This window comes from uncultured Fibrobacter sp. (assembly GCF_900316465.1).
Taxonomy (GTDB): domain Bacteria; phylum Fibrobacterota; class Fibrobacteria; order Fibrobacterales; family Fibrobacteraceae; genus Fibrobacter.
In genome coordinates this window covers 64,364-86,397 of the sequence record NZ_ONDD01000011.1, presented here as the reverse complement: position 1 = coordinate 86,397, position 22,034 = coordinate 64,364, and the positions used below count along the sequence as shown (strand labels likewise).

Here is a 22,034-nt window from a genome sequence, read left to right as displayed (position 1 = left end):
CGCCCATTTTCTAAATTTAACCCCCGTATGGCAAATTATTCTATTCCTCAAGACGTTTTTGTGAAGGCTGCCGAACAGTACGGCACGCCGCTCTGGATTTATGACCGCGCCACGATTGAAAAGTGCGTGAAGGATGTCCAGGTATTTGACACCGTTCGCTTTGCTCAGAAGGCATGCCCGAACCTTTCCGTGGTTTCGCTTATCCGTAAGCTCGGCTGCGTCGTTGATGCGGTTTCTGCCGGCGAAATCGTTCGCGCCCTCAAGGCCGGATTCAAGGGTGGCCAGCAGAAGGGCAAGGCTCCTGAAATTGTCTACACCGCAGACATCTTCGACAAGGATGCTCTTGAACTCGTGAAGGAACACAACATCGCCGTGAACGTGGGCTCGCCGGATATGATCCAGCAGCTCGCTGATTTCGGCGTGAAGTCGGAACTCACCATCCGCGTGAACCCGGGTTTTGGCCATGGACACTCCCGCAAGACCAACACCGGTGGCGACCTCAGCAAGCACGGCATCTGGCACGAACAGATCAAGGACTGCATCAAGCTCGCGCAGGCGAATGGCATGTGGATTACGGGACTGCACATGCATATCGGTTCCGGCACGGACTTTGAACACCTCGCTCAGGTGTGCGATGCCATGGTCGACGCTAGCCGTCGCCTGGGCTCTCACTTGCGCACCATCAGTGCAGGGGGCGGCCTCCCGATTCCGTATCACGAAGAAGACAAGGGAAACCGCATCGACGTGAACGCTTACTACAAACTGTGGGACGATGCCCGCAAGCGCATTCAGCAGAGCATTGGCCACGAGGTTCACCTTGAAGTGGAACCGGGTCGTTACCTGGTGGCCGAAAGCGGTTACCTGATGGCCGAAATCCGCGCCGTCAAGAAGCAGGGCGACAACCTGTTCTACCTGGTGGATGCCGGCTTTACCGACCTCGTTCGCCCGAGTTTCTACGGTAGCTATCATGCCATCTCGATTATTGCCCGCGACGGTCGCGAACTGAACGAAACGGTGGACGCCGTTGTTGCAGGCCCGCTCTGCGAATCCGGTGACGTGTTCACGCAGGAAGAAGGCGGTTTCGTGGTGACCCGCAAGCTCCCGAAGGCCCAGGTGGGCGACCTGCTGGTTCTCCATGACGCTGGCGCCTACGGTGCCGCCATGAGCAGCAACTACAACAGCCGTCGTTATGCTGCCGAAACCATGTACACCAACGGTGAACTGAAGGTCGTGCGCGAACGCCAGACTTTTGAGCAGCTCATGCAGAACGACAGGATTATTGATTTATAAACGGCGCATTACGGCGTTGCTCGCTCCCTCACGTACGTTTTAGTACGCTACGGGAGCTCGCGCCTTGTCCTGCTTGTTTCTAAATCAATATCAAAATGTGAGCATCATTTTATTTTTAAGGCTTTCGTCAGAAATGGCGAAAGTCTTTTTTTTGAAAAGTCGCCTATTGTAAGACGGCCTTGAATTTGGGTATCGAATTATTCTATATTTGCCCATAACCAATGGTTCAACCTCAACATCAAGGCGTAAATATGTCTGATCGTTTTATCGTGACCGGAAACTTCACTGATGATCCGTTCGCCATCGACATGGCCCAGTACATCGGCCTCCGTGAAGATATTTCCGACGTGGTCTCCTTGAAGACCTTCGCAAACTCCGAATTCTGCCCCCGCTACATGCTCGACGTGGACGATATGGAACATATCGGCCGTCGCCTGGAAGGCAAGATCGTTTTGATTTGCTCGGTTTCGAACCATGAACGCAGCCGTAACGACTACGCCATGCGTAACTGCATTTTGGCCCGCGCCGCTAAGGACAACGGTGCCGAACAGGTGGTGCTCGTGGAGCCCGATTTGTTCTACAGCGCCCAGGACCGCGGTCCGCACCGCGTCGGTCCGCTCGAAAAGGATCGCCCAGATGTCGACCTCAAGAAGTTCGACGGCCAGGCCTTCACGAGCCTCCTTTACGCCGAACTCCTCAAGAAGTCTGGCGTTGACGCCGTGGTGACCTGCCACAACCACAGCATCAAGGTGCAGAACCTGTTTACTGAAATTTTTGAAGGCAACTTCCACAACCTGATTCCGACCGACGTTTACGCTCACTACATCAAGAGCAGCAACTTCGTTCAGACCGGTAAGGACGGCAACAACCTCGTGATCGTCTCTCCGGACAAGGGCGCACGCCCGTTCATGAACGCTGTGTTCGACGCTCTCCAGCTCCCCGAATGCAAGCGCGTGGTGATGGACAAGGTCCGTACCGGCGAACGCGAAATCAGCATGACCTTCAACCCGGAACTTTCCGACATCAGCATCGAGGAAATCGAGGGCAAGGACGTGATCGTGTTCGACGACATGGTGCGTACCGGTACCACGATCGTGCAGTGCTGCGAACACATCAAGAAGGGTAACCCGAACCGCGTTTGCTTCGGCGTGACGCACTTCCACACCAGTGCCGAAGCCCGCGAAAAGCTCAACAGCCCGGCCATCGACGAAATCCTCACGACCTCGACGCTTCCGGACATTATGAACCGTGACTGCCAGGGCCGCCTCCGCAAGAAGCTCACCGTGCTCAAGCTCGGCAAGTGGATTGCCCGCCACGTGATGCAGATGTACGGCATGGACGACGGCCGCTTCGAGAAGGACTTCTACAAGATCGATATGTCCTCGAAGAACCCGCGTTGGCCGCCCCAGTTTTTTTAATAAGTTCTGTTGCCTCAGCTCGGCGAACAAGATAGATTAGAGCTACTTTTTAAATCCCTTGGCGAAATGCCGGGGGATTTTTTTTGCAGAACTCTCTGATATTGATGTATATTTGGTTATAAGAGTTAAACAAGGAGTTCTAATGAAACATCTGAAATATTTGATGCCTGTCGCTGCGTTGGCGCTTGTAACCCTTTTCGGTTGCGATAGCGATTCCAACTCTACCGAAGCGAATGCCAAGGTTGAAAATACCAAGTGGTATGCCAATGATACTGCAGAGGCAGATTCCGTAGTAAAAAATTTTACGGATGCTGTTTCGACGCCTGACAATTCGACGGTGAAAGATGAACCGGCTGAGCAGGATTCTAAACAAGATACATATGATGGTTCTACGGGCTTGATTTCGTGCTATTACCAAATGGCCGATGTTTTTAGGACGCGTTCCTGCATCGAGGCGAATGCCGCCTTTGAAAAATATGTGAAGGCGATGTGCACGACAGAAGCCGAAGGTGCCGATGGCATGATTGTTTCGGTCACTTTGGGAAATGGATGCCCTTCTGGTGCTGCGAAGGTTTGTTCCGACAAGGATAAAAACGGAACGGATTCGGCCAAGGTTTATTACTATGGCGCTGTGTTTAACACGATGAGCTGTGCCGAACTTCTGGAAGATGGGGATGATGACGCCGAAGTAAAGGATGTTACGAACTCCGATAAAGAAAATAGTGACCCCAAAGAAACGGTTCCTGTGAGTGTTCAGAACGGCGCCACTTTTACATGCTATGACAGTGAGCTTTGTGCCGTGTTCCCGTCAGATAGGTATGATACTTCTGAATGCGAAGGAGATGATGTTGTTATTGCGTCAGAGTGCCCAGCGGGTGGAATAAAGTGTGGCGATGTCATTGAGGGCGTTCAATTTTATGTTTATGCAGGCGGCTCTATTAACTGCCAAACGATTCACGATCTTGTGGAATAAGAAAATATTGCTACTTTGTACATAAATGTTTACAAGGTAGCAATATTTGTATAAAATCGTTGTTTTGTAATACAACAAATGTCAATATTTTGTTTAAAAAAAGCAACCTATTTGAAAAAAATGGATGTATATTAGGGACTACCTAATTCATTATAAGGAGACAAAATGTTTACTAAAAAAGTTATTCTTCCTGTTGCTGCTCTTGCTATGACCGCTCTCGTGGGTTGCGGTGACGATAGCTCTTCTTCGGGTCCGTCCTATGATGTCGCCCCGGCTAGCGTCAAGACCTTTATGGATATTGACAAGATTCCGTGCTCTCCGACTCAGAATCTTTGCGCTAAGGTTCTTACCGAAGATTACAATGACTACTATCAGTGCAATGGTACTCAGTGGAATATGATGATTATGGGTCAGGATACTCCGGTTAAGGGTTGCGAAAATGCTGATCCGGCTGCCGAAACTCCGGCTGACCCGGCTGCCGAAACTCCGGCTGACCCGGCTGCCGAAACTCCGGCTGATCCGGCTGCCGAAACTCCGGCTGACCCGGCCGCTGAAACTCCGGCTGACCCGGCCGCTGAAACTCCGGCTGACCCGGCTGCCGAAACTCCGGCTGACCCGGCTGCTGAAACTCCGACCGACCCGGCCGCTGAAACTCCGGCTGCTGGTGGTGCAACCTGCTATATGGCTAGCGATGTTCCGGGTATGGCTGAATGCATTCCGGTTACCCAGGAACAGTGCGCAACGATCGCGGGCGAATGGGTTGAAGCTTGCCCGGTGAACTAATAAAGCTCTGACAACAGGCTGACGGCCTGTTGCTTTAGCTCAACAAATGACTTCCCTGCAGAAGGGGAGTCTTTTTTTTGTGGAAACGCTTCTAAAACGTGACGAAAAGTTCCAAAAAGCGATATTGTTGCTCCAGAATAGAGCAAGAAAAATTTTTTTACTAGCGCCGCGTATCCGATTCTTTTTGAATCGGATATATGTTTTCTTTATGGTTTTTAGTTCTATAAGGAGTCCAAATGCTTAACAAAAAAATCATCCTTCCTATTGCCGCCTTTGCAATGGCATCGTTCGTTGCTTGCGGTGATGACAGTTCCTCTTCTGGCACTGCTGCTAGCAGCAATCCCGCTAATAACAGCAATGTTCCGGCAAGTGTTCAAACGCTTGAAGAAGCGATCAATCTTGCTTGTTCTTCGACCGAGAATATGTGCGCCAAGGTATATGTGGAAGAAGATGCCGATACCGTACAGTGCGATGGAACAATCTTTACTCCGATGATGTTGGGCAAACCGGTTGATGGTTGCAAGAATAAGGCTTCGGCAGACACTCCTGCTGATTCGGAAAACAAGACGCCTGCTGCAGAAGAACCTGCTGGCGATGAAAAACAACCCGCTGGCGAAAATCCGGGTGCCGGTAAGGAACCTGCCAATCAGGGTGGCGACGAAGAAACTGTCGACCTGGGTGGTGGCGCCGGTGAAGAAGGTGCTGAACCGGGTGAAGGCAAAGAACCCGCCGGCCCTGGCGCAGGTGAAGAACCTGCCGGCCCTGGCGCAGGCGAAGAACCTGCTGGCCCTGGTGCAGGCGAAGAACCTGCCGGTCCTGGCGCCGGCGAAGAGCCCGCTGGCCCTGGCGCTGGTGAAGAACCCGCTGGCCCTGGCGCTGGTGAAGAACCCGCTGGTCCTGGTGCAGGCGAACAACCCGCTGAACAGGGTGCAGGTGAACAATCTGCTGATTCTGGTGCAGACGAAGAATCCGCTGGATAAAGAATTGTAAGCAAAGAAAATAGAGTACTTCAAAAAAACGACCCCCCGGAAGGAGGGTCGTTTAGTGTTCGAGGGAGTACTAAAAGACCGTTCGGCTCTACCGCACTATGAAAATGTGATATCGCCTCGCTACCCCCGCAAGGGGGGCCATGCTCACATAAGCGCTAAAGCGCTAAGTGATCAAAGGTCGCAGCCACGACTCGTTAATACGAGTCGCTTGCTGCTCACAGAAGGCCATTCGGCTGACTATATGGCCTGAAGCAGCAAAATGGCGAGCACTTGGCCGCTTAAGATTCTGAGCAGCATGGTGAGCGGGTAAACGGAGGCGTAGCCGATGTTCACTGCTTCGCTGTTCGCTTGGCCGTTGGCAAATGCGAGAGCGGGCGGGTCGGTGGTGGCGCCGGCGAGTACGCCGCAGAGCGAAAGGTAGTTGACTTTGAAAACCAGGTGGCCGACAGTTGCGACGATAGCGAGCGGCACGAAGGTGATGAGTGCGGCAAGTCCCATGTAGTAAACGCCGTCACCGTTCAGGAGCACGTCAAAGAACTTGATGCCTGCATTCAGGCCGACGCAACTTAAGAAGAGCGTGAGGCCGAATTCGCGGAGCATAAGGTTTGCGCTGTTGGCCATAAAGAAGTTCAGCGGACCGATTTTGCGCTTGCGGCTGAGGAGGATGGCTACAATCAGCGGGCCGCCGGCGAGACCGAGCTTGAGAGGCGTCGGCATTCCAGGGATTGCGATAGGAATGCTTCCGACAATGACTCCGAGGAAAATGCCCAAGAAGGCAGGGAGAATTTCGGGGTGGTCAAGAGCGGTCAGCGAGTTGCCCAGTTCCTTGGCGGCTTCTTCGATTCCTTCGGCGGTACCGACGACTCTAAGCTTGTCGGCGAACTTGATTCTTAAATCGAGTCGGCCGGTGAATTTGAATCCGCTGCGCACGACGCGGCTGATGTTTACGCCATAGCGTTCTGCAAGAGCCAGCGAACCGATGGTGCGGCCGAGAATCTTCTTGTTCGTTACGAGAATCGTCTTGACGACAATCTTTTTGTCGGTGTTGCTGGTTTCAAGCGTAATCGGTTTTTCCAGACGCTTGCCGATAATTTTTTCCATGGCGCAAACGGCTTCGGGCATGCCCACAATGTGCAGCTTGTCGCCTTGTTCAATCACCGTCTTTCCGTTCGGGGTAAAAATGCTTTCTCCGCGCAAGAGGCGGGTGACGACGACTCCGCTCGAAATCAGGTTCGGAATGTCCTTGAGCTGGATTCCGTAAAGGTTCTGGTTTTCAACGGTAAGACTGCAAGATTCAATTTCTTTGCTGTGGGCGGCGATTTCTGCCGTATATTTTTCGGCTGCCTTCGCGGGGTCTTGCCTAAAGACGAGGCGCACGAGAATCATGACCAAGATGATTCCGATGACGCCGAACGGATATGCAACAGCGTACCCGATACCCGTGAGGGACGTGTCCACCCCGGCCGCGGCAAAGGCTGAGTTAGCGGCTCCAAGGGAAGGCGTGTTCGTGACAGCGCCACAAAGCATTCCTATGAGTACGGGTACGTTGTTATGCATATCTGTAAAGAAGTACAGGCAGAGCGTTACGATAACGCCGAGCAGCACGATGCTTGTCGAAAGGATGTTCAGTACAAGGCCGTGACGGCGAATGGAATCCATGAATCCGGGGCCCACTTGCATGCCTATGGTGTAGACAAACAGGATCAAGCCGAATTCCTGAATAAAGTGAAGGACGTTCGGCTCGACACGGAGTCCCAGGTGGCCAAGGCCAATGCCCACGAAAAGGGCGCCTGCGCTACCGAGCGCGATTCCCTTGACCTTGATTTTTCCGATCATGAGGCCGAGTGCGGCGGTGAGCGCGATTGCTAATACTTGTTGCCCTACCGAGGGCTTTGCGAATAAATCGATTAGCCAAGTCATTTTATCCCTCCGTCTTTAAATTTACTCTTTTATGCAACGGACCGAGGCGGCAATGTTCTTGTTGAAGTGTTCGTAAGTGATAGTGGAATCGGTGGCGCGGACGAGGTAGGCTCTGGAATCGTCGTAGCTGTCGCTGGTCCAGAAGCTTGCGCTAGCATCCAAGTCGGCAAACTTTCCGTCATAGTAGCGGAATCCGGCGAATTGCATGTTGAAGGCGCTTTGCTTAAGAGCTTCTGTAGAGGCGCCGCCAAAGGCCTTCTTGAAATCTTCTTGCGAGGGGAGTGTCCAGCCTTTCGGGCAAAGACCTGTTGTCGCGGCGCTCCAGGTGTAGAGTCTTCCCATGATTTCGCAGTTGACGTGTTCGTTGCCGTAGCAGACACTGGAGTCGGGAATGTAGGCGGCAATGTTTTCAGCCATCCAGACTTTACCGCCGAGGTTTGCGGTCTTGTAAGTCTTTTCGGAGCAAGAAAGCGTGTTGGCGGCTTCATCGTACTTGCAGGTATTTGCCTGGTCGCATGCCGAGAGAATTGCGGCGGCGCCCAGTGTAATGGTGGTGAGTGCGATGGTCTTGAATGTCGGTTTCATAAGTACTCCTTGTTGTTTTCGCGTGCAAATTTAGAACCGGCGATTCATATTGTCTAATAGATTATTTATATTTAATTCATCAATATTTTTGATGAATTGTTTTAGATAAGAAAATTGTATGGAACTTACGCATTTGAAATATTTCTTGGAGGTGGCCCGCACGGAGCATGTCACGCAAAGTGCGAAAACCCTATGTATTGTGCAGCCTGCGCTTACGCATGCTCTTCATAAACTTGAAGACGAACTTGGTGTCAAACTCTTCAAGACTCAGGGCCGAAACATCAAATTAACAGAAATCGGGGAATTTTTTTATAAGAAAGTAAAGCCTCTTTACGAAGATATCGAAGCGCTCCCGGCACAGCTCCGTGCCATGGAAAATGAACAATCGGCAACCTTAAACTTGAATGTGCTTGCGGCTTCGACGTTCGTGACCAATGCCGTTATCTTATATAAGCAAAACGATCCTGACTTGCGATTCAACCTGGTGCAGAACGAAGAAACAACGCTTTATGACATCTGCGTTCGTACGTATGCAAACTACAAGGCGTCTGCGCAAAAATACAGTTCCGACGATGAAGAAAGTTTTGTCTGCTCCGAAAACATTTTCTTGGCTGTGCCGAATACATCGCAGTACCGCAAGCGCGACAGCATCAGCCTCAAGGAATTGCAAGAGACGAACTTTATCGGGCTCTATGGTTCCAAGCAATTGCGCAATATTTGTAACGAGTATTGTGAACGAGTCGGGTTCAAGACGCATATCATTTTTGAAAGCGATAATGCACTCGCTGTAAAAGATGCTATTGCTAGCGGAATCGGTGTGGGGTTCTGGCCAGAATATTCGTGGGGGCGAATCAACAACCGCCGTATCCGTCTTTTGAAAATCACTGATGCCGAATTTAAGCGTGATATTGTGATTACGCTGCGCCGGAACAAGCAGGATAATTCACGATCTGAAAGATTTTTCCGTTTTTTGACGGGCTTATTGAAAAGGACCGAGAAACGTAAGAAACCGATAAGGTGATTTTTTACTATATTTGGCTCCCCAATAAAGGTTGATTTGATGTTTGATTTGAATGCATTTTTTGAAGGGATGTCCAAGCCTCTGCTTCGCAATGCACATGCGAAGGCTTTTGGTCACAAGGGCCTGTTGAACAACGCCCTCATCCAAGATGAAACGCTCGGTTTTTATAACGACAAAGAACGTGTTGCAGGCCTGTTCCAGAAGATGGAACCGTGGCAGCGCCACTGCATGACTTTGATTTATAATAGTGCATCTAGAGGTCTTACCTTTAATGAACTTCGACTGACGGTTCCTGTAAGCAAGTGCCGCGACCTGCAGACTTTCTTGCTCGAAATGTGCCGCGAGTACGTGCTTTGGCGCAGCCCGTCTACAAACACCTCGGTGTATTATGGCTTTGCGAACTTCCTCGGTATTTTTGATGAACTGCTTGTGGAGGCTCCCGCTGTAAAGGGTGCAGACCTGTTCTACCAGAACCTGATTGACTGGCATATTTGCGAGGTGCTCGCCCTGGCCATGACCGGCGACCTCAAGGTCAACAACAGCAATGCATTGCACCGCCGCAGTTACCAGATTTGCACCGAAGCGTTTACTTCTGCAAGGCGCATCTCCGAAAAGACTGCCGAAAACGAAGTCTCCCTGATTTTCAGTTTCCTTACCGGTAACGGCTGGCTGGAACAGGAAGACGCATGCCTTGTCCCTACGGAAAAGGCTCTTGAATTTATCCGCAAGAACGGCTTCCGCCTGCACCAGGACTTGGTTTCCTGGTGGCTCAAGGAACGTTTCCGCGGCGACCGTAGTCATTGCGTGCGATTGCTCCGCATGCTCGACAAGCCGCGTACGGCTCTCTTTGCGTCTTCTATTTTCTGGGTATTGGACCCGACGTTCCGCCTGCAAGAAAAAGATGGCCTGATCGCTTGGGAATACTTGCCGCGTCCGCTGCGCGAACTTTGGCTCTTGGGCCTTGTCCGCTTTACCATGGTGGGCGGCAAGGTGGCCGCAGTCTCGCTTGAACAGGCCGGCCGCGACTGGCTGGAATCTTCGATTGCGTCGGTGCCGGAACAGAATATTTCTTGTTTGCCGAACTTCGAACTGATTGCCTCGACCGGAACTTCGCCGCGCGTGCTCTTGATGCTTGCCTGCCTTGCGAAGGTTGAAAACGACGAAGTGTACTTGCGCTTCTCGCTGAATCGCGAAAGCTATCTCCGCGGTCTCAAGTGCGGCATTGCCGAATCTGAAATTGAAAATTTCAAGGGCTGGATCAAGCCGCCGGTCAACGTGGAATCGACGATTGCCGAATGGAATTCGTCTTACTACGGCGCCCGCGTGCAGACGGTTCGTTTGCTCAAGATCGAAAACACCGACGTGTTGAACGAGCTTTCCCGATTCCCGCAGTTCATGGAATGCGCCAACGAATACATTGCCGGCTACGGTTTTGTGCTCAAGCCCGAAATGGAATCGCGTGCCTTTGAAATCCTTACGAACTACGGTTATTGCCCGTTCGTGGAACGCAAGAACGTGAACCGCTCGAGTGCTCCGACTGAAGAATGGCGCAAGGAATTTGTGGTCGCATGGCCCGAAGCGAAGGCTCCGGACTACGAACTCAAGGATACCGCCAACTCGGAAACCTTGCAGACGGCACTCAATTCTACGAAGTACGGCAACAACTACCAGAAGCTGAGTACGTTTGACTTGGTGAAGGTGTTGCGCTATGCGAAGACCGTGGGTGCGCTCATTGGGGCCAAGGTCAAGAACCCGACCAAGCGCGGCGACAACGAAGTCGAAAGAAGTTTCTTTGTGCATGCGTTAAAGCTTGCGAAGTCTCCGCAGACAATCGAAATCCAGCCGTACGGAAGCGAAGTCCCCGAACTGTTGGAACTTTCGTTTATTCAAGAAGTCAAGGTCTATAACGGCCGCCAGCCGCAGTAATTACGGCAGCGTTTGTGCAAAGCCTGCAATATCGATGAGTTCCTGTAACGTGAACTCGTCGATGTAGGCTTCCATGCCGCGTTCTTTGTCGCCAAAGTTTATCTGGTGCCAGAAGGTGGGCATTTCTTCGCGTGCGCGGTCACCAATAAAGGCGGGCTTTTCGTAATAGAGCGAAAAGTTGAAGCGCCGGCCGTCGTCGCCGTGGCAGGGCCTGCAGTTTTGCATGAATAGTTTTTTGCCGCGTTCAATGTTTGCGCCCTTGATTTTTCCGTCCTTGTCAAGCAGTTTGTACACAAGGAGTGCCATGCGGGCGTCTTCGCGCGTGAGCGTGTCGCCGGGGGAGCCCGGTTCGGGTTTTTGCACTGCCGGTTTCGTTTCGGCCGGCTTGCCGTTTTCGGCAAATGCAGAGGCCCCGAGCAGCATACCGTAAGCTGCCAAGGCCAATATCCCTGTAGATGCCAACCGAGCAAGTTTCATGTAAAGCAATGTAGAAAACTATTTTACTACTATTCCCTTATGCGTTGTTTGAATTGGATTTACTCGACATTGGTGGGTTGTGCCCTCATGTCGTCATTCTCATTTGGAGCGGAGGTCTCCGTGGATCAGTTTTCTAAGAACCTGTTGTTCAGCGGTCGCTGGGAACATGGAAAGGAATATAGCCGTACCAGTGCCCCGGCAGCCATGGTGCAGTTCAAGGCCGCGGCAAAGTCGCTGGAATTTGAACTGGAAGGCGAAGCCAGATTCCGTGTTGACGAAGACGGAAAAGAGATTGCCGTGTTTACAACAAATGCACGGAATGTGTATAAAGTAAAAACGACCGCCGGTGCAGGTTCGCACCTTTATCGCCTGATAAAAATCAGCGAAAGCAATCCGGGAGGCGTTCACCTATACAGAGTCGCCACCGACAAATCGGGCAAGTTTGAAGAACCTCCCAAACCGAGCAACCGCCGCATTGAATTCATTGGCGACTCGTTTACCGTGGGCTTTGGCGACGAAGGCCAAAATGGTCAGGACGAATCCTTGGTGTTCGAAAAGACGAACGCTTCCAAGAGTTTCGCGTTCCTGATTGCCGATGGTTACAAGGCTGATTTCCAGGTGAATGCCTTTAGCGGGCGAGGCCTTGTGCGCAATTACGACAACATCGTGCCGGAATGGCCGATTCCGCGTTTGTATGACTTTACTGTACCGGGCGAAGCTCCGGGGGATCTTGCAAATGGCGTTTCCGAGCAGTCCATCCGTTACGATTTTAACTCTTTCCATCCGCAGGTCATAGTCCTTTTCATCGGAATCAACGATTTCCAGGGGAACCCGCCCTACGCAAAGCACGACGCCTTCAAGAAGGCCTACGCCGAACTTCTCGATAAGCTCCGTAAGGCCCATCCGGGTGTCAAGTTCCTGCTTTTGTCGACCAAGGTGTGGCCTAACGATGACTTGACCCCGACAGTGAAGGCGGTTTACGACGCCCAAAAGGCTGCCGGTAAGTCCGATTTGGAATTCATGACGCTCACGACGGCGAATGTCGGACTTCTGGGACACCCCGACATACATTCGCACGAAGACATGGCGAAGGCAGTTCGACCCCTGATTGGGCGCCTCGGAAGGTGGCTTTCCCGCTAGTTTTTTGTACAAGGGCCCCCTTTTTCTTGAATTAAGGGGCTTTTTTGTACATAATCGCGTTAGTAACCGCACACTTTTTTACAGGGATTATTGCTTTTTTGGTCTTTTTTGTATATTTAAATTGAGGATTTTGGTAGGATAGTTCCCATGTCTAGGATACTTGAGAAGATATACGTTCTGTTCAGGATGAACATTCTGATTTTCGTGCTTTTGGCAATCACCGTCATTGCACTTTTTGCGCATCAGAATGGCCTAGATGTTATTGAACCTTTGTACCTGCATGATTATCCGTATATCATTGCCGAAACGGATTCTGCGGATGGCGGTGCGTCGGCTGTAAAGCTTTCCCGTACCGACTCTTCCATTATCGTGGACTACGAACTGAAGGAAGGCTACGCCTACCCGTATGTGGGCGTCAAGATTTTCTTGGGTGACGGCAAGACTCGCGGTAAGGATCTTTCCAGGTTCGATAGCATTTTTGTGTGGGTGAAGCCCCGTGGTGAAGGAACCGTTCGTCTCTACATGCGCGGCTACGACAGCACGTTCTCCCGCCCCGATGACGAACTTTCCCTTAAGTTCAACGAAATTGAATTCTTCCCGCTGGAAGAAACTTACCCGGCCGTGTTTGTTCCGCAGGAATTCCGCGTGGCTAGCTGGTGGGTGGCCCAGAACGGTATTAACGTCCATAACGCAAGGGTTGACCTTTCGAACATTCCGCTGATTGAAATCCAAACGGGTACGAACGCTCCGCTTGGCTACGGAACGCTTGAAATCAAGGGCCTCTGCTTCAAGGGCAAGAAGATTTCGAAGGCTGAACTTTCGACGGCACTTGTGGCCCTCTGGTTCATTACCTTCTTCGTGATTTTGATGATCCGCTTCTTTGACTACAGCCGCGAACGTACGGCAAGCAAGAAGAAGCGCGAAGAACTCGAAAAGAACTTGCGCGCTCTCGAAATCGAGAAGAGCGAATACGAAAAGTCCAGCAAGGAAGACCCGCTTACGGGTTGCTTGAACCGTGCCGGCTTTAGCAGCGTGCTCATGCGCGAACAAGAGAATTTGAGCAAGAACGACAGTCCGGTGTCGTTCGTGATTCTGGATATCGACCACTTCAAGCATGTGAACGATACTTACGGCCACATGGTGGGTGACGAAGTCCTGGTGAACCTCGCGAAGCTTATCCAGAGCAAGATTCGTAATACCGACGCCCTGGTGCGTTGGGGTGGCGAAGAATTCGTGATTCTGTGCGGCGACACGCCGATCCAGAATGCCCAGTTCCTTGCTGAAAAGCTCCGCATGGCGATTGAAAATTCGCAGCTGATCAAGCAGCAGAAAATTACCTGCTCCTTCGGTATTGCTGAAATGATTGCCGGTGAAGACCCGAAGCGCTTGTTCGAACGCGCTGACAAGGCCCTTTACGCCTCTAAGGAAAATGGCCGTAACCGTGTAACGAGCGCAACTTTCCGTCATACCCGGTAGTTCGCAGAATTTAGAACTATGAAAAACGTCATTGCGAGTGCAACGAAGCAATTCACAGTGGCGTTTTTTTTATTGATAGCGTTAATCCTGTTTGGTTGTGCCAAAAAGGAACCTGAAGTAGATTTCAAGCCGCTCCAGATGCATTGGGTCTTGGCCGAGGGCGAAGATGATTCACAAATGCCCCGCAAAGACAACTGTGTGATTTTGCTCACAGCGCGCCTGATGGCCGAACCGCCGGTGCAGGCCTCAACTGCCGGCGAACTGAGCTACAAGGTCACCTACGGCCGTAGCTCCGAAAACCCCGAAATCCTCGAATTTAGCGGAATTTGCAAGGATTTATCCATGATGGATAAGCCCGAGTGCCATTGGAAAGCTACCTGTGATGCCGATTGTAAAATCGTTGTAAACTTCCACAACGGAGATTGATTTTACGGCATAGGCTTTTGATAGTCAATGATTTATCTTTATAGTTATGAAGAAGATTTTTGAATATACGGACTATCGCGAATGGTTGAGGGATGCTTTTGAGGATTTTAAGCAGCGTAAGACTGTTATTTCGTGGCGTTACATGGCCATGAAGATGGGCGCTGATCCTGGCAACCTCCTTCGCGTATCGCAGGGCAAGATCCACTTGCCCCTTAGTCTGATTAAGCCCGCAGCAGAATTCTTCGAACTTGAAGGTAAAGAAGCCGATTATTGGGCTGAAATGGTGTATTTCGGCCGCGCCAAGACTGACGCCGACGCTTTGCAACACTATGAACGCATGCAGGCCCTGAAGGGTGTTTCTCTTAAGTTGTTGCAAAAGAAGGAACTGGAATTCTACCGTCATTGGTATTACAACGCAATTCGTTCGGTGATTGGCATTTGCAAGTTCAAGGATGACTACCAGGGTCTTGCTGAAAGCTGCACCCCGAACATTACCGAAAAAGAAGCCCGTGACGCCGTGAAATTGCTCGCGGACCTCAACATGATTTCTACCGACCGCGACGGCTACTGGAAGGTGAACGACACCTTTGTATCCACGGGGGGAAACTGGCGTTCTCAGGCTGTGCGTGCATTCCAGCACGAAACAATTCGCCTTGCCGACGAATCCCTGGACAGGCACCAGCCGTTCCTTAGGGACATTAGCACGGTCACGATGACTTTTTGCATGGATGATATCCAGCTCCTGCGCGAAAAGATTAACGCTTTCCGTGAAGATTTACTACGTTTATCTCAAGAAGGGACGGATGACGATACTGTATTCCAGTTGAACATCCAGATGTTCCCCTTGGCATTTACCAAACCTCTAAAGGAAAAGGAGAAAGAAAAATGAGAAAATCGCTCTTTCTTTTGCCTTTGCTCTCGCTGTCGATAGCGGGTTTGGTAGCCTGTTCCAACAATAAAGATGATGTGGCAGGTGGTCCGGGTAGTATTACTACGAACGGGCTTGCTCTTATTGATGGTCAGCCTGCATCTTATGCGACTGTGGCACTCCGTAAGGTGGACTATAAGGAAAAGTCCGCTGGCGAAGTGAATGCCCTTGTGATTGCGGATTCCTATGCCGACGAAAAGGGTAACTTCAAGGTTGAAATCCCTGCTGACGGCAAGTACCGCTTGACGGTCGCCCATGATGGCGTGGCTTACTCCAGAGTTTTGACCCGTAATGAATTTGCTGAAGCCGGTGTCTCGCTCAAGCCCGATACCGTGCGTCTCGAACCGACGGCTGTGCTTGCCGGTGTCGTAGATGTTCCTGAAGGATCGTCTACGGTTTGGGTCGGTATTGTGGGTACTGACGTCCTGGTGAAGACCGATGAATCCGGCTGGTTTGCGCTTTCGTCTATTCCGGCCAATGACTCCTTGCAGTTGTACTTCGTGAACGAAGACTTTGACAAGAGCCTGGGCGAAAAGGACCTCTTTGTAACCCCGATGGAATCGATTATGCAGGATTACCGCGAAGCCGTGGTTCCTGAAGATACGACTCCGGAAGATACGGTTGAACCTGAAAAACTGCTGCAAGTCTTGGCTTTGCTCAAGGATGGAACTCCGGCAACGTATGCGACGGTTGCCTTGCGTGCCGCCGATGCTAAGGTTGAAGATTATGCCGTGCAGAACTCGATGGTGGAATCTGAGCTGCGTACCGACAAGAATGGCCGTTTTGAAATGGAATGGCCTGACTCGGGCGACTACCGCTTGACGGTTACCAAGGACGGATTTGCGTACTCCAAGGTTTACAAGGCTAAGGACCTCGCCAAGCTTGACACGCTCCGCCTGGAAGCTACGGCCTCTATTTCGAGCAAAGTAACGCTCCGTACGGGTGAAGAATTCCTGTGGGTGGGCGTTTACGGCCTCGATCTGTTGGTCAAAACGAACGATGCTGGCTCTTATGTGTTGCCCAGCGTACCGGCGAAGGATTCGCTTGACATCTACTTTGTGATACCGGATAGTGCTAACACCCTTTATGCAGAATGGAAAGCTATTGCCGATCCGTACAACACCAAATTCTCTAACCCGGTTATGGTGCTGCAGGACTTTGAAGATGGTATCAAGAGCTGGTATGTGAATACGGATGCCCTTTTCAAGGGAACGACGCTCACGCCTATGGCCAAGAATGTGGCTGACGGCATTGTGTACGATTCGACTCGCAAGTCCAAGGTGTTCCATGGTGAATACAAGCTTGCCGATGACGATTACGCCTGGGTACTTGTCGGAATGACTTTCGAATATGAGATGAATTTCTCTGCGATCGATTCCGTGGTGTTCTACGCCAAGGGTGACGGAAATATTCGCCTTTCGCTTGAAAACTACATCAACGATAACAAGAGCTTGAAGGCTGCTACCGAATGGTTGCCGCTCACCAAAGACTGGCAGCGCATTAGCGTGAATCCGGCTGAACTCTGCGTCGGAAATGCGAAGACCGAAACCTGCTTTACTTCTTGGAGCGGGGTGAAGTACTTGGTCAAGCAGCTCCATATTTTCCCGCAGGACGGCACCGAATTCTACATCGACGATGTGACGCTTTACGGCGCCTTGTTCTAGGGAACAAATACAATTTTCTTACAAGTAAAAGCCGCCTTAAAAGGGCGGTTTTTTATGTGCTTTTTCACATCTTGTAGCCTTGTTTCGCTCTGTTTAGACTTGTATACAATCGCGAAATTAAGTATCTTTGGGGTTATATGGAAACCCTTGAAAAAGAAGCGGCTGTTGCCCTCGATTACCTGTCCCGCATCTCTAAGGAAGCGGAAAAGAAGTTTGATGAATTTTTGCCGCCCGTAGCCGACCGTCCGGAAAGGCTCCACGAGGCGATGCGTTATTCCATGTTTGCGGGCGGCAAGAGACTCCGTCCGGCACTTGTGCGTGCTGCATTTGACATGTTTGGCGGCAAGGGCGAATCGGTAGATTACGCCATGAGCGCCCTCGAAATGCTCCATACCTTCTCGCTCATTCATGACGACTTGCCCTGCATTGACAACGATGACTTTAGACGCGGTAAGCCCACGAGCCACAAGCAGTTCGGCGAAGCCACTGCCGTGATGGCTGGCGATGCCCTTTGCATTCTCGCTTTCGAATTGATGGGCAAGACCGGTAACGCGAAGGCAATTGAAGTCCTTGCTCACCTCTTGGGTACCTACGGCATGATCGGTGGCGAAATGATCGACATCGAATGCGAAGGCAAGAAGGTGGACCTGGAAATTGTCGATTACATCCATTACCACAAGACGGCGGCTTTGATTGAGGCCTCTTTGGAAGTGGGCGCCCGCCTTGCAAATGCAAGCGAAGACGACATTAAGATTATTCGCAACTACGGCCGTTCCATTGGCCTTGCGTTCCAGATTGTGGATGACATTCTGGACATTGTTTCTACGACCGAAGAACTGGGCAAGGATGCCGGTTCCGACATCGAAAAGGGTAAGGCGACATACCCGGCACTCGTGGGTCTCGACAAGTCCCGCGAGCGTGCGCATGAACTGTACGAGGAATCGCTCAAGGCCCTGGATGGCCTCAAGTGCGATACCAAGATCCTGCGCTCCATTGCCGCATTCATCATTACCAGGGTTAACTAATGGACCTTAAGAATATCAAGTCCCCCCAGGACATAAAGCACTGCTCTGTCGAGGAGCTTTATCACCTGGCGTCGCAGATCCGCGAGACCATCATCGGTCAAGTGGCGAAGCATGGCGGTCACCTGGCATCTAGCCTGGGTGTGGTGGAACTGACGCTTGCCTTGCATTACGTGTTCAACGCTCCTGACGACAAAATCGTGTGGGACGTAGGACACCAAGCTTACGTGCACAAGCTTTTGACGGGACGTTTCGACCGTTTCGAGACGCTTCGCCAGCAGGGTGGCATTTCCGGATTCTTGAAGAGGAACGAAAGCGAGTACGACTGCTACGGCGCCGGACACGCGACGACCTCTATTTCTGCAGCCCTCGGCTTTGCCGTGGCGCGCGACCACTTCAAGCGCAAGAACAGCGTGGTCGCAGTCATCGGTGACGGCTCCATGACGGGCGGTATGGCTTACGAAGCCATCAACAACGCCGGTCTTTCGAAGCAGAACATGACCATCATCTTGAACGACAACAAGATGAGCATTGCTCCGAATGTGGGTAACTTCAGCAAGTACCTGAACCGCGTGATTTCGGACCCGGTCTACAACAAGATGCGTTCGGACTTGGACCGCCTGATGAAGCGCCTTCCGGGCATTTTGGGATCTCGTTTCCGTGACTTGTTCCTGCAGGCAGAAAATGCGGCGAAGACGGTGGTGAAGCCGGGCCGATTCTTTGAAGATCTCGGTATCCGTTACTTTGGCCCGATTGATGGTCATGACATTAACGAACTGATTATGCTGTTGCAGCGTGTCAAGGAACAGCCGGGCCCGTGCCTGGTGCATATCTTGACCGAAAAGGGACGTGGGCTTGATGCTGCGGTAAAGAACCCGACCAAGTGGCACGGCATTGGACCTTTCGATCCCGAAAGCGGACTTCCGCTTGCTCCGGGAAAACCGAACCCGTCTTTGACGCATGTGTTCGGAAACACGCTCCTTGAACTCGCGAAGAAGGACGACCGCATTATCGGCATTACCGCCGCTATGCCTACCGGTTGCGGTATGGACATTGTGGCCAAAGAACTTCCGGACCGCGTGATTGACGTGGGTATTGCCGAAGAACATGCGCTTACGTTTGCGTCGGGCCTTGCCTGCGACGGCGTGGTTCCGGTGGTCGCTATTTATTCGAGCTTTATGCAGCGCGCCTATGACCAGATTATGCACGACATTGCCTTGCAGAACTTGCATGTGGTGATGGTGCTTGACCGGGCGGGCCTGGTCGGAGCCGATGGCCCGACTCACCATGGCGCGTTCGACTTGTCATTCTTGCGCACGGTGCCGGGTATTACCATCTTGGCGCCGAGCAACGAAAACGAACTGCGCGACATGGTGCGCGCGGCTATCGACATGAAGGGACCTGTCGCAATCCGATATCCGCGCGGGACCGCACTGGAAGAACACCTGAAACCCGCTCCCGAAACCGTGGACGTGAAGCTCCCGAAGGTTCTGGAAGAAGGCAAGGATATCTTGCTCTTGGGTGCAGGCTTCATGACAAACGAACTGAAGAAGACGGCTGCCGTTCTCCGCGAAAACGGAAAGAGCGCCACAGTCGTGGATGCACGCATTATCAAGCCGCTGGATACCGAAGCTTACCGCAAGCTCTTTGACGCCCACAAGACGATCGTGACGCTCGAAGACAACACGCTGGTAGGCGGTTTCGGTTCTGCTGTGGCTGAACTCATTGCTGATCTCGGTTACACCGATAAGCGCCTGTTGCGCTTTGGCTTGCCGGATCATTTTGTGGAACAGGGCGAAATTCCTGCCTTGTTCAAGCTTTTGAAAATTGACGGAGAATCCGTCGCCAAACAAATCATGGAAAAAGTATGAGCGAAGAAAATAAAAACCGCACCGTAAAGATGACTCTGGACCGTAAGTTCGGAGTGAGCGAAAAGCCTGAACGTCGTCCGCGCCGTGACGATGACCGCGAAGAACGCGGTGGCCGTGAAGGTCGTTCTTTCGACCGTGGCGAACGTAAGTTTGGCGACAGGAAGCCTTTTGGTGATCGTGGCGATCGCCGCGAAGGTCGCTTTGACCGTGAACGCCGTCCGCGCCGCGACGGTGATGACCGTGGCTCCTTCGGAGGCCGCGAAGGTCGCCGTCCGTTTGGTGAACGTGGCCGCTTTGGTGGCGACCGTCGCCCGCGCCGCGAATTCGCTTCTGCAGGTGCTCCGATTTACCGCCAACGCCCCGAAGAACAGAAGGAAGAAGTCGAAGAAGTATTGGACGAAGCCGCACTCGAAGCACGCGTGGCTCAGGCCGAAGCCAGCGAAGATTCTAACTTCAACCCGCCTTGGTACAAGAAGCTTTTGGCCCTTACGACTGAAAAGGGCCGCGAACGCGAAGGCAAGTTCCTTGGCGAAGGCGTGCATGTGGTGCAGGAACTCGTGAGCAATCACCGCGAACTCGTGATGGGCGTCTATGTGACCGAAGCCTTTAACGACGAAGCCCTGATTGAACAGATTAACGAAGCCGAAATCAGACTGAACGTGCTCACCGACGAACAGATGAAGCGTCTATCTTCGACCATGACCACGCAGGGCGTGATTGCCGTTGCCCGCATTGCAAGCAAGAAGCCGGTTTATGAATCGAGCCGCAGTGTGATTACGCTTGTGGACGCCGTGCAGGATCCGGGTAACCTCGGAACGATTTTCCGCACGAGCCTCGGCTTTGGCTCTGACGGTATGATTCTTGGCCGCGGCACCGTGAGCCCGTTCAACCCGAAGGTGGTGCGCGGTTCCTCGGGAACCTTCCTCCGCGTGCCTTTCGAATTTGATGTGGATCTCGTTGACCAGATTAACTTCTTGCGCAGCAAGGGTTACACCATCATTGCAACTGACTTGCACGCCAAGCAGTCCCTGCGCCAGATTCCGCAGAACAAGCTTCGCAAGATGGCGTTCCTCGTGGGTAACGAAGGCGCCGGTACCAACCCGTACTTCATTGAACTCGCCGACGAAACGGTGAAGATCCCGATGAGCAGCGAACTCGAATCCTTGAACGTCGCTGTCGCTCATGGTATCCTTAGCTACGAAGCCGCCCAGATTCAAGAGGACCTTAAGTAATGAACTTCCAGGCTCGCTTAGAAGAACGTATCGCCAAGTGCGGTAACCCGGTTTGCCTTGGCATGGATCCGGTCATGAAGTTGATCGACCCGTGCTGTCCTGAAGGATCTGCCGAAGACAAGATCAAGCGTTTCTATTCTGAAATTCTGGAATGCTGCCTCAAGCGTAACGTGACGCCCGCGGTGGTGAAGCCGAACAGTGCTTACTACGAATGCGTGAGCGTGCAGGCCATGCTCGTGTTGCAGCAGCTGATTGCCGACTATCGCAGCGCCGGTATTCCCGTGATTTTGGATGCAAAGCGCGGTGACATCGGTAAGTCGAGCGCTGCTTATGCAACTGCCGCTTACGATGTGTACAAGGCCGATGCCGTGACGGTTTCTCCTTGGATGGGTGCCGATTCTGTGGGCCCGTTCATTCGCGAAAATTCTGAAAATGGTGCCTACGTTTTGCTCCGCACGAGCAACAAGGGCGCCCACGACTTCCAGGATTTGCCGGTGGTCCGTGGCGATAATCCGCGCGATGTTGCCGAAGCATTCTATTCCGTAGCTGACAAGATTATGGAATGGGACGCCAACCTCGGTTACCTCGGTGCCGTTGTCGGTGCAACTCACCCCGAAGAACTTGAAAAGATTACCGCTTACACGGTTGCTCACAAGCACGAAATTCCGTTCTTGATTCCGGGTGTATCTATTCCTGGTGTTCCGGGCGGTCAGGGCGGTGACGCAAAGACCGTGCTTACGGCTATCGCCAACGGCGGTGGCAAGCGCAAGTTCCACGTGCTCAACAGCTCCAGTGGTTTGAACTTTGCTTACCAGCGTAGCGGACATCCCGAGAACTTCGCAAGCGATTGCGTCGACGCTCTCGAAAAACTCGCTGAGGCCTGCCAGATTTAA

19 protein-coding genes are annotated in these 22,034 nt (G+C 52.1%); 16 read left to right on the top strand and 3 right to left on the bottom strand.

The features are described from left to right. Positions 1 to 27 precede the first annotated feature (27 nt). From lysA to QZN53_RS05930, 5 genes are all read left to right on the top strand, one after another. Entirely contained in the window at positions 28 to 1,290 is a 1,263-nt protein-coding gene (gene lysA / locus QZN53_RS05950) for a diaminopimelate decarboxylase (protein WP_163437957.1), read from the top strand. A 251-nt stretch (positions 1,291 to 1,541) separates the two neighbouring features. Next, positions 1,542 to 2,708: a ribose-phosphate pyrophosphokinase gene (locus tag QZN53_RS05945; protein ID WP_163437956.1), complete on the top strand. Its 1,167-nt coding sequence runs from the start codon at positions 1,542 to 1,544 to the stop codon at positions 2,706 to 2,708. 142 nt (positions 2,709 to 2,850) lie between these two features. Next, positions 2,851 to 3,681 (top strand): hypothetical protein, encoded by an 831-nt coding sequence (locus tag QZN53_RS05940; protein ID WP_163437955.1) that lies wholly within the window; start codon positions 2,851 to 2,853, stop codon positions 3,679 to 3,681. Positions 3,682 to 3,846: 165 nt separating this feature from the next. Next, on the top strand, positions 3,847 to 4,464 hold the full coding sequence (locus QZN53_RS05935) for a hypothetical protein (protein WP_163437954.1): 618 nt from the start codon (positions 3,847 to 3,849) through the stop codon (positions 4,462 to 4,464). 236 nt (positions 4,465 to 4,700) lie between these two features. After that, positions 4,701 to 5,444 (top strand): hypothetical protein, encoded by a 744-nt coding sequence (locus QZN53_RS05930; protein WP_163437953.1) that lies wholly within the window; start codon positions 4,701 to 4,703, stop codon positions 5,442 to 5,444. A gap of 246 nt (positions 5,445 to 5,690) precedes the next feature. Here the strand turns inward: QZN53_RS05930 and QZN53_RS05925 are convergent, their stop codons facing one another. Both QZN53_RS05925 and QZN53_RS05920 read right to left on the bottom strand, forming a co-directional pair. Continuing rightward, positions 5,691 to 7,373, bottom strand: coding sequence for a putative transporter (locus QZN53_RS05925; RefSeq protein WP_163437952.1), 1,683 nt, complete (start codon positions 7,371 to 7,373; stop codon positions 5,691 to 5,693). A 21-nt stretch (positions 7,374 to 7,394) separates the two neighbouring features. Further along, positions 7,395 to 7,958 carry an FISUMP domain-containing protein gene (locus tag QZN53_RS05920; RefSeq protein WP_163437951.1) on the bottom strand — a complete coding sequence of 188 codons (564 nt, stop codon included), beginning with the start codon at positions 7,956 to 7,958 and terminating at the stop codon, positions 7,395 to 7,397. A gap of 118 nt (positions 7,959 to 8,076) precedes the next feature. On the opposite strand from QZN53_RS05920, the gene QZN53_RS05915 reads away from it, so the two are divergent. Both QZN53_RS05915 and QZN53_RS05910 read left to right on the top strand, forming a co-directional pair. Further along, entirely contained in the window at positions 8,077 to 8,979 is a 903-nt protein-coding gene (locus tag QZN53_RS05915; protein WP_163437950.1) for a LysR family transcriptional regulator, read from the top strand. Between the two features lie 69 nt (positions 8,980 to 9,048). Next, a complete protein-coding gene (locus QZN53_RS05910; protein WP_294652059.1) occupies positions 9,049 to 10,905 on the top strand; it encodes a hypothetical protein in 1,857 nt (618 codons plus the stop codon). On the opposite strand, the gene QZN53_RS05905 is transcribed toward QZN53_RS05910, so the two are convergent. Then, the gene (locus QZN53_RS05905; RefSeq protein ID WP_163437948.1) at positions 10,906 to 11,382 is read right to left on the bottom strand and encodes a cytochrome c; all 477 of its coding nucleotides are present in this window, start codon (positions 11,380 to 11,382) and stop codon (positions 10,906 to 10,908) included. It lies immediately after the preceding gene. 120 nt (positions 11,383 to 11,502) lie between these two features. Here QZN53_RS05905 and QZN53_RS05900 point away from each other — a divergent pair, with 120 nt between their 5' ends. The 9 genes from QZN53_RS05900 (at position 11,503) to pyrF (ending at position 22,034) form a co-directional block, all read left to right on the top strand. Then, the gene (locus tag QZN53_RS05900) at positions 11,503 to 12,522 is read left to right on the top strand and encodes a GDSL-type esterase/lipase family protein (RefSeq protein WP_294652056.1); all 1,020 of its coding nucleotides are present in this window, start codon (positions 11,503 to 11,505) and stop codon (positions 12,520 to 12,522) included. A gap of 147 nt (positions 12,523 to 12,669) precedes the next feature. Next, entirely contained in the window at positions 12,670 to 13,998 is a 1,329-nt protein-coding gene (locus QZN53_RS05895; RefSeq protein WP_088626707.1) for a GGDEF domain-containing protein, read from the top strand. A gap of 72 nt (positions 13,999 to 14,070) precedes the next feature. Beyond that, positions 14,071 to 14,424 (top strand): hypothetical protein, encoded by a 354-nt coding sequence (locus QZN53_RS05890; protein ID WP_163437947.1) that lies wholly within the window; start codon positions 14,071 to 14,073, stop codon positions 14,422 to 14,424. 46 nt (positions 14,425 to 14,470) lie between these two features. After that, on the top strand, positions 14,471 to 15,313 hold the full coding sequence (locus QZN53_RS05885; protein WP_072800019.1) for a TIGR02147 family protein: 843 nt from the start codon (positions 14,471 to 14,473) through the stop codon (positions 15,311 to 15,313). Beyond that, positions 15,310 to 17,016 carry a carboxypeptidase-like regulatory domain-containing protein gene (locus tag QZN53_RS05880; RefSeq protein ID WP_163437946.1) on the top strand — a complete coding sequence of 569 codons (1,707 nt, stop codon included), beginning with the start codon at positions 15,310 to 15,312 and terminating at the stop codon, positions 17,014 to 17,016. The genes QZN53_RS05885 and QZN53_RS05880 overlap by 4 nt, the downstream gene beginning before the upstream one ends. A 137-nt stretch (positions 17,017 to 17,153) precedes the next feature. Next, positions 17,154 to 18,041, top strand: a complete 888-nt coding sequence (locus QZN53_RS05875) for a polyprenyl synthetase family protein (RefSeq protein WP_163437945.1) — start codon at positions 17,154 to 17,156, stop codon at positions 18,039 to 18,041. Next, complete coding sequence (gene dxs / locus QZN53_RS05870; protein WP_163437944.1) at positions 18,041 to 19,909, top strand: 1-deoxy-D-xylulose-5-phosphate synthase; 1,869 nt, start codon at positions 18,041 to 18,043, stop codon at positions 19,907 to 19,909. Before QZN53_RS05875 ends, dxs begins: the two co-directional genes overlap by 1 nt. Next, positions 19,906 to 21,141: an RNA methyltransferase gene (locus tag QZN53_RS05865; protein ID WP_163437943.1), complete on the top strand. Its 1,236-nt coding sequence runs from the start codon at positions 19,906 to 19,908 to the stop codon at positions 21,139 to 21,141. The genes dxs and QZN53_RS05865 overlap by 4 nt, the downstream gene beginning before the upstream one ends. Then, entirely contained in the window at positions 21,141 to 22,034 is an 894-nt protein-coding gene (gene pyrF, locus QZN53_RS05860) for an orotidine-5'-phosphate decarboxylase (protein WP_163437942.1), read from the top strand. Before QZN53_RS05865 ends, pyrF begins: the two co-directional genes overlap by 1 nt.

Coding starts and splice junctions, on each gene's coding strand:
- lysA (WP_163437957.1), top strand. CDS start 28: ATGGCAAATTATTCTATTCCTCAAGACGTTTTTGTGAAGGCTGCCGAA.
- QZN53_RS05945 (WP_163437956.1), top strand. CDS start 1,542: ATGTCTGATCGTTTTATCGTGACCGGAAACTTCACTGATGATCCGTTC.
- QZN53_RS05940 (WP_163437955.1), top strand. CDS start 2,851: ATGAAACATCTGAAATATTTGATGCCTGTCGCTGCGTTGGCGCTTGTA.
- QZN53_RS05935 (WP_163437954.1), top strand. CDS start 3,847: ATGTTTACTAAAAAAGTTATTCTTCCTGTTGCTGCTCTTGCTATGACC.
- QZN53_RS05930 (WP_163437953.1), top strand. CDS start 4,701: ATGCTTAACAAAAAAATCATCCTTCCTATTGCCGCCTTTGCAATGGCA.
- QZN53_RS05925 (WP_163437952.1), bottom strand. CDS start 7,373: ATGACTTGGCTAATCGATTTATTCGCAAAGCCCTCGGTAGGGCAACAA.
- QZN53_RS05920 (WP_163437951.1), bottom strand. CDS start 7,958: ATGAAACCGACATTCAAGACCATCGCACTCACCACCATTACACTGGGC.
- QZN53_RS05915 (WP_163437950.1), top strand. CDS start 8,077: ATGGAACTTACGCATTTGAAATATTTCTTGGAGGTGGCCCGCACGGAG.
- QZN53_RS05910 (WP_294652059.1), top strand. CDS start 9,049: ATGTCCAAGCCTCTGCTTCGCAATGCACATGCGAAGGCTTTTGGTCAC.
- QZN53_RS05905 (WP_163437948.1), bottom strand. CDS start 11,382: ATGAAACTTGCTCGGTTGGCATCTACAGGGATATTGGCCTTGGCAGCT.
- QZN53_RS05895 (WP_088626707.1), top strand. CDS start 12,670: ATGTCTAGGATACTTGAGAAGATATACGTTCTGTTCAGGATGAACATT.
- QZN53_RS05885 (WP_072800019.1), top strand. CDS start 14,471: ATGAAGAAGATTTTTGAATATACGGACTATCGCGAATGGTTGAGGGAT.
- QZN53_RS05880 (WP_163437946.1), top strand. CDS start 15,310: ATGAGAAAATCGCTCTTTCTTTTGCCTTTGCTCTCGCTGTCGATAGCG.
- QZN53_RS05875 (WP_163437945.1), top strand. CDS start 17,154: ATGGAAACCCTTGAAAAAGAAGCGGCTGTTGCCCTCGATTACCTGTCC.
- dxs (WP_163437944.1), top strand. CDS start 18,041: ATGGACCTTAAGAATATCAAGTCCCCCCAGGACATAAAGCACTGCTCT.
- QZN53_RS05865 (WP_163437943.1), top strand. CDS start 19,906: ATGAGCGAAGAAAATAAAAACCGCACCGTAAAGATGACTCTGGACCGT.
- pyrF (WP_163437942.1), top strand. CDS start 21,141: ATGAACTTCCAGGCTCGCTTAGAAGAACGTATCGCCAAGTGCGGTAAC.